The 6,000-nt window shown below is 71.0% G+C and carries 5 protein-coding genes; 3 read left to right on the forward strand and 2 right to left on the reverse strand.

Annotated features, from left to right (window positions below; genetic code table 11):
* Positions 1 to 84 precede the first annotated feature (84 nt).
* Positions 85 to 1,344, reverse strand: coding sequence for an FAS1-like dehydratase domain-containing protein (locus IEZ11_RS46785; protein ID WP_229713822.1), 1,260 nt, complete (start codon positions 1,342 to 1,344; stop codon positions 85 to 87).
* A 115-nt stretch (positions 1,345 to 1,459) separates the two neighbouring features.
* Here IEZ11_RS46785 and IEZ11_RS46790 point away from each other — a divergent pair, with 115 nt between their 5' ends.
* Positions 1,460 to 2,449: an LLM class flavin-dependent oxidoreductase gene (locus IEZ11_RS46790; RefSeq protein WP_189269196.1), complete on the forward strand. Its 990-nt coding sequence runs from the start codon at positions 1,460 to 1,462 to the stop codon at positions 2,447 to 2,449.
* Positions 2,450 to 2,532: 83 nt separating this feature from the next.
* Here IEZ11_RS46790 and IEZ11_RS46795 read toward each other — a convergent pair whose 3' ends face one another.
* Positions 2,533 to 3,720 carry an acyl-CoA dehydrogenase family protein gene (locus IEZ11_RS46795; protein WP_189269197.1) on the reverse strand — a complete coding sequence of 396 codons (1,188 nt, stop codon included), beginning with the start codon at positions 3,718 to 3,720 and terminating at the stop codon, positions 2,533 to 2,535.
* Positions 3,721 to 3,849: 129 nt separating this feature from the next.
* On the opposite strand from IEZ11_RS46795, the gene IEZ11_RS46800 reads away from it, so the two are divergent.
* Together IEZ11_RS46800 and IEZ11_RS46805 are read left to right on the forward strand one after the other, a co-directional pair.
* The gene (locus IEZ11_RS46800; protein ID WP_189269198.1) at positions 3,850 to 4,980 is read left to right on the forward strand and encodes an acyl-CoA dehydrogenase family protein; all 1,131 of its coding nucleotides are present in this window, start codon (positions 3,850 to 3,852) and stop codon (positions 4,978 to 4,980) included.
* A gap of 9 nt (positions 4,981 to 4,989) precedes the next feature.
* Positions 4,990 to 6,000 (forward strand): enoyl-CoA hydratase/isomerase family protein (locus tag IEZ11_RS46805; RefSeq protein ID WP_189269199.1); only part of this gene is annotated, 1,011 nt, incomplete at its 3' end.

Below are 6,000 nucleotides of genomic sequence, written 5' to 3' on the forward strand. Positions count from 1 at the left end.
CGCTGTACGGACCCGCCGGCGCCGGCCGCCGGCCGAGTCCGGTGGGGCTCTTTCGCACCCTGCGGGGCTGCCCGGACCCAGATTTCAGCCGGCGACCCGGTGCCGCCGCAGTTCGTGCCGCACCATGCCGTCCAGGTCGGCGGCAGGGGGTTCCGGCAGGCTCACCCGCGGGGCGCGCCTCGTCGGCAGCAGCACGACGGCCGTGCCAGGCGTGGTGGTCTGGCCGCGCTGGTTCTCGCACCACACTTCGAGGTGCGCCTCGTGACGGCCGTCGATCTCCTGCTTGCCCACGACCCTGCCCCGCACCCAGGTGGTGTCGCCGAGGTAGTTGAACTTGCGGTGCTCGCAGCGCAGCTTCCACAACCAGGCGTCGTCGCCCATCCAGTCCGTGATCGCGTGCACCAGCCAGGTCTCCCGCATGCCGCCGTAGTCGTAGGACGTGGGCAGTCCGAGCTCCTGGGCGCGCTGCGGCTCCCAGTGCAGTCGCTGGACGGTGTCGGGCGCGTTGAGCGCGTTGGCGGGGTAGAGACCCGGCGCCTTCCTGCGGGTGTCGTACTGGATCCGGAAGGCACCGGGAGGCGTGAGCTGCATACCCCAGCCGAGGTGCCACACGACGACGTCCGTGGTCGTCAGCGGCCCCTTGGCCCGGGGCTGCAGTTCGTCGCCGACGCGTACGTCCTCCCAGTAGCGGGGCTCGGAGCCGCGCCGCGTCTCGGCCGCGTACGCCGCGTCGATCTCCGCCAGCTGCTCGGGGGTGTAGGGAGTCTGCTCCAGCTGCTCCTTGGCCCGCTTCTTCGACGTGTGGCGCTCGGCATTGATCCACGTGCCCCGGCGCACGGCGTGCATCCGCCCCTGGCCGTCCGTGTAGAGGAAGTCATTGGTGACGTGGGCCGTACGACCGCCGAAGCTCGACTTCTTCTCCACGACGCCGACCTGCGCCTGCAGCACCCGGCAGCGGTCGCCCAGCGCCAGGGGGCGCCACCACTCGAACTCCATCACCGCCTGGTAGGAGCCGAGCCCGGCGAACGGGTCGCCCTTGAGTAGCGCCTTGGTCTCCGCATCGGGCCTGGGCGCCGCGTCCTCCCCCATCGTGTACAGGAAGGTCGGCGGAGCGAGCAGTCTGCCCCACCGAGTTCCGGCCGCGTACTCGGGTTCGCAGTACAGCGGGTTGTCGTCGCCGTAGCCGTAGGCGAAGTGGCGGGCGGCGTCCCACGTCACCTCGTAGTTGTGCGGAGGGTTGCGCTGCGGCTGCGGCACGCCGAGACGCCCCCGGGACCTCTCCAGTGCGGCCTCGGTCAGAACACCGAAGGCCTCTTCCCGCACCGTCGACTGCGCGCTGCTCACGTGTCCTTCTCCCTTGCGTCGGCGACTTTCCGCTCTCACATCCAGAACCTACAGAGCTATCATAGTGAACTAGGTTAGATGAGTCTTGGGCGGTTGGGAATGAGGAGGACAGGGCATGGAGTACGGAATCCCGTGGCAGGGCGCCGAGATCGCCGCCGAGGCGGAGGCGGCCGGGGTGACGATGTTCTGCAGTGGTGAGTTCGTGGACCACGAGGCGTACACGACGCTTGCGGAGATGGCGCTCGCCACGCGTACGGCGACGGTGGGCCCCGCGATCGCCTACGCGTTCGCCCGCACCCCTTACGCCCACGCCGCCGCCCTGCGCAGCATGTGGAAGCACGCCCCCGGGCGGCTGTTCCTCGGGCTCGGCTCGGGGGCGTACCGCATCAACCGCGACTGGTTCGGCGTCGAGGCGGACCGTCCGGTGGCCCGCATGGCCGACCTCGTCGGTGCCGTGCGGGCCTGGCTGCACGCCGAGAACGGCGAGCCGGTCCGCTACGCGGGCGAGTTCTACCGCGTGGACGCCGACGTGCGCGCGCCGGTGCTGGGCCGTATCGAGGTGCCCCTGCTGCTCGCCGGCTTCAACAAGCAGATGGCGGGCGCCGCCGGGCGGGTCGCGGACGGGGTGATCGGGCACGGCCTGTTCACGCGCAGCTGGTGGGACGAGGTGGTACGGCCGGCCGTGGCACGCGGAGCCGAGAGGGGCGAACGCGAGAAGCGGCCCGTCGAGCACGGGTGGGTGATCACCGCCGTGAACGACGACGACCCCGAGCGTGCCGTCCGTGACGCCCGTCGCATGATCGCCTTCTATCTCACCGTGAAGACGTACGACCCCTACGTCGAGCATCACGGCTGGCAGAAGCCGGTCGAAGAACTGCGGGATGCCTTCCGTCGCGGCGACACGGACGGCATGGCCGGGGCGGTCACCGACGAGATGGTCGAGGAGATCGCCGTGTGCGGCACCACCCTGGACGCCCGTGCGGCTCTCCGTCGGCGCGGTGACTCCCTCGCCCGCGATGTGGCCTATTTCGCGCCTCCCTCCTTCCTTGTCAGCGAGCGGCGCCGACAGGCCTACGCACGGGCAAGCCTGGCGTTGCTCGACTGAGCGCGCCTCAGGGCCGACCTCCACAGCAGAAGGCCCACCCGGTTCGCCCGGGTGGGCCTCCTCCTCGGTCGCCGCACCGACCGTCACCGTGGTTCGCGTGGCAGCCCCAGAGCCCGCTCGGCCACCACGGTGCGCAACACCTCGTTGGCCCCGCCCGCGATGGTGTACGCCCGTGCGTACAGGAACGCGTCCTGCCACCAGCCGTCGGCCACCGCGCCGGCATCACCCTCCGTCAGCAGGGCGTCGGCACCCTGGAGAGCCATGCCGAACTCGGTCAGCGCCAGGTTGGTCTCACCGAAGAAGATCTTGCCTAGGGGGGCGGCCGCGGGATCCTCTCTGCCCGCCAGCATCTGCGACTGCTGCAGCTTGTTCATGAGGTTGTTCACGTGCACCCGGGTGGCGAGCCGTCCGATGTCCCGGCGCACGGAGGCGTCGTCGAGCGCGGGCCGGCCCGCGACGGAGGCGTCCGCCGCGACACCGAGGACGTCGTCCAGATACAGGAACAGCTCGGCGGCGTGCCCGGCGACCCCGGTGCGCTCGTGCGCGAGGCTCGACATCGCGACGCGCCAGCCGTCGTCCACCTCACCGATGACCCGGTCGGCGGGGATCCGTACGCCGTCGAGGAAGACCTCGTTGAAGTCGGTGGAGCCGGTGATCTCGCGCAGCGGGCGGATGTCGACGCCCGGTGCGCGCATGTCGAGGGCGAAGGCCGTGATGCCCTTGTGCCTGGGGGCGTCCGGGTTGGTTCGAGCCAGCAGGTAGCCGACGTCCGCGTGCTGACCGTTGGTCGTCCACACCTTCTGGCCGTCCACGACGAACGCGTCGCCCTCGCGGCGGGCCCTCGTACTCAGCGCCGCCAGGTCGCTGCCCGCTCCCGGCTCGCTGAACAACTGGCACCAGATGTCCGCGCCGCCCCTGATGCGGGCCAGGAAGTGGTCCTTCTGCTCCTTCGTGCCGTATTCGATCACGGCTGCCGCGGCGAGCGAAGCGGCGCCGATCGGCTCCCAGGTGCGCGCCCGCGTCAGCTCCTCGGCCACGATGAACGCCTCCAGCGGATGGGCGTCCGGCCTGCCTCCGTACTGCTCCGGCCAGCCGATCCCCAGAAGTCCCTCGGCGTACAGCCGCGCGGTCCAGGCGCGGATCGCCGGAACAAGTCCGGGCTCCGGGGCGCGTACCCCTGTATGCACTTTGATTCCCGGCGCATGATCGGAGATGAAGGCACGCACACGGGCCCTGAACGCATCGAGTTCGGGGGAGGTGTCGAGTCGCACGGTGGCCTCCACGGGGTGCCGAGGCCCTAGCAGACCTCATCGACTTGGTTAACTTAGTGATAGCATAACCTCCCCATCTGATGGAGCCGCGCGTCGGGTACCGCAACCCGGCGGAGAGAGGGAGCGACGGTGGATTTCGAACCCAGCGAGGAGCAGGCGATGCTCCGAGACGTCTCCCGGGCCACCCTCCGGGACCACGCCGGACCCGAGCGGGTACGAGGCCTGCTCGGCGCGGACGAGGACGTGGACACCAAGCTGTGGCAGCTCGGGGCGGACCTGGGATGGACGGGTCTCGCGCTGCCCGAGGAATACGACGGCGCGGGCCAGGGCCTGACGGAGCTGGCCCTGGTCGCCGAGGAGCTGGGGCGGGCCGTGGCCCGCGGGCCGTTCCTCACCAGTGCCCTCGTCGGGCTCGCGGTGAGCCGTGGCGGCTCCGCCGAGCTGTGCGTCGAAGTCCTGCCCCTGCTCGCGGCCGGGTCGGCTCGTGCGACGTGGGCCTTCGCGGAGGCCGGGGGGCAATGGAGCACACGGCACCAGCTCACCACAGCCACACCGCAGCGGGACGGATTCGTGCTGCGCGGCACCAAGTCGGCCGCCCAGGACGCGGGCAGCGCCCGCTGGCTGCTGGTCACAGCGCAGCTCGACGGTGAGCCGGCCAACTTTCTCGTCGACCGCCACGCCTCGGGTGTCACCGTGCGCCGCCAGCGGTCACTGGACCTGACCCGGAACCTGTACGAGGTGTCCCTGGACCAGGTGCACGTCCCGTTCGGCAGACGGCTCCATGCGGAGCCTGCCGAGGTAAGCCGGCTGCGGGACGCGGGAGCCGTCCTGACGGCCGCCGACGCCCTCGGCGCGGCCGAGTGGATGTTGACGGCGACGGTCGAGTACGCCAAGGTCCGGGTCCAGTTCGGGCGGCCCATCGGAAGCTTTCAGGCGATCAAGCACAAGGCCGCCGACATGCGCCTGGCCGTCCAGGGCATGCGGGCAGCCGTGTACTACGCGGCCATGGCCGCCGATGCCGGTGCACCTGACGCCTCGCAGGCCGCGAGTACCGCGAAGGCCTTCGCCTCCGAGGAGGCGAGCCGCCTCGCAGGCGAGGCTCTGCAGATCCACGGCGGGATCGGCTTCACCTGGGAGCACGATCTGCACCTCTACCTGCGGCGCGTGAAAGCCGACGAGGTGTTGTACGGCAACTCCGCCCTGCACTACGAACGCGTGTGCCGACTGCTGCTGGCTGCACGGCACCCGGTCTTCCCCTGAGGCACCCCCATGGACACTGTCTGCCGCGTCGGCCCGCGTGAGCTCTCGGACGAAGCCGTCACGCGGTTGGAGCTGACTCCTTCCGGGCACCCGGTGGCACCGGTGGCTTTCGTCGACCTGGACCAATGGGCCCCGAGCGACCCGTTGCCCGTCCTCGCCGACGAGCCGCACCGGGTGTTGATCGGAGTGACGAGAACCTCCGTCCCAGATCGCCTCTCGCCCCTCCTGCAGAGGCTGACGTGCACCCTTGTGCCGGCCGGGGAGGACGCGTGCGGGGCCGAGCGGGTGGGCGTGGAGGATCCCTGGGCGACCGCCGAGCGTATGGCGGAGTACGCGGCCACCGTGCCCAGGGCCGCGGTGACGCTGAACGGTCTGCTCCGACTCACCGAGAGGCTGCCGGTCGCCGACGGCCTGACCGCCGAGTCACTGGCCTATTCGATGCTGTTGGCAGGCCCCGAGTTCGCCGCCTGGCGCGCCCGCACTCCGCGACGGCCGGTGCCCGACCACCCCGAACCGGTCCTGGTCTCCCGCGACGGATCGCTCCTGCGCGTCGCCCTCAACCGGCCGCAGCGCCACAACGCCTTCAGCCGGGGCGTGCGGGACGGTCTTGTCGAGGCCCTCGACCTCGTCCTGCTCGACCCGACGATCACCGAAGTGGAGCTGAGCGGCAACGGTCCGTCGTTCTGCAGCGGTGGTGACCTCGACGAGTTCGGTACGACCCCCGACGTGGCGACCGCCCATCTGATCCGTGTCCGGCAGAGCGCCGGCCACGCGGTGTACCGGGCTGCCGACCGCGTCCGGGTCCGGGTGCATGGTGCCTGCATCGGCGCGGGCATCGAGGTACCGGCGTTCGCGGACCGGGTGGAAGCCACCGACGACGCCTACTTCCAGCTCCCCGAACTGCGCATGGGACTCGTACCCGGGGCGGGGGGCACGGTGAGCGTGACGCGGCGCATCGGGCGGTGGCGTACCGCCTACCTGGTCCTCAGCGGTGCGCCGATCGACGCGCGTACCGCGTTG

Source organism: Streptomyces fuscichromogenes (assembly GCF_014645815.1).
Classification (GTDB): domain Bacteria; phylum Actinomycetota; class Actinomycetes; order Streptomycetales; family Streptomycetaceae; genus Streptomyces; species Streptomyces fuscichromogenes.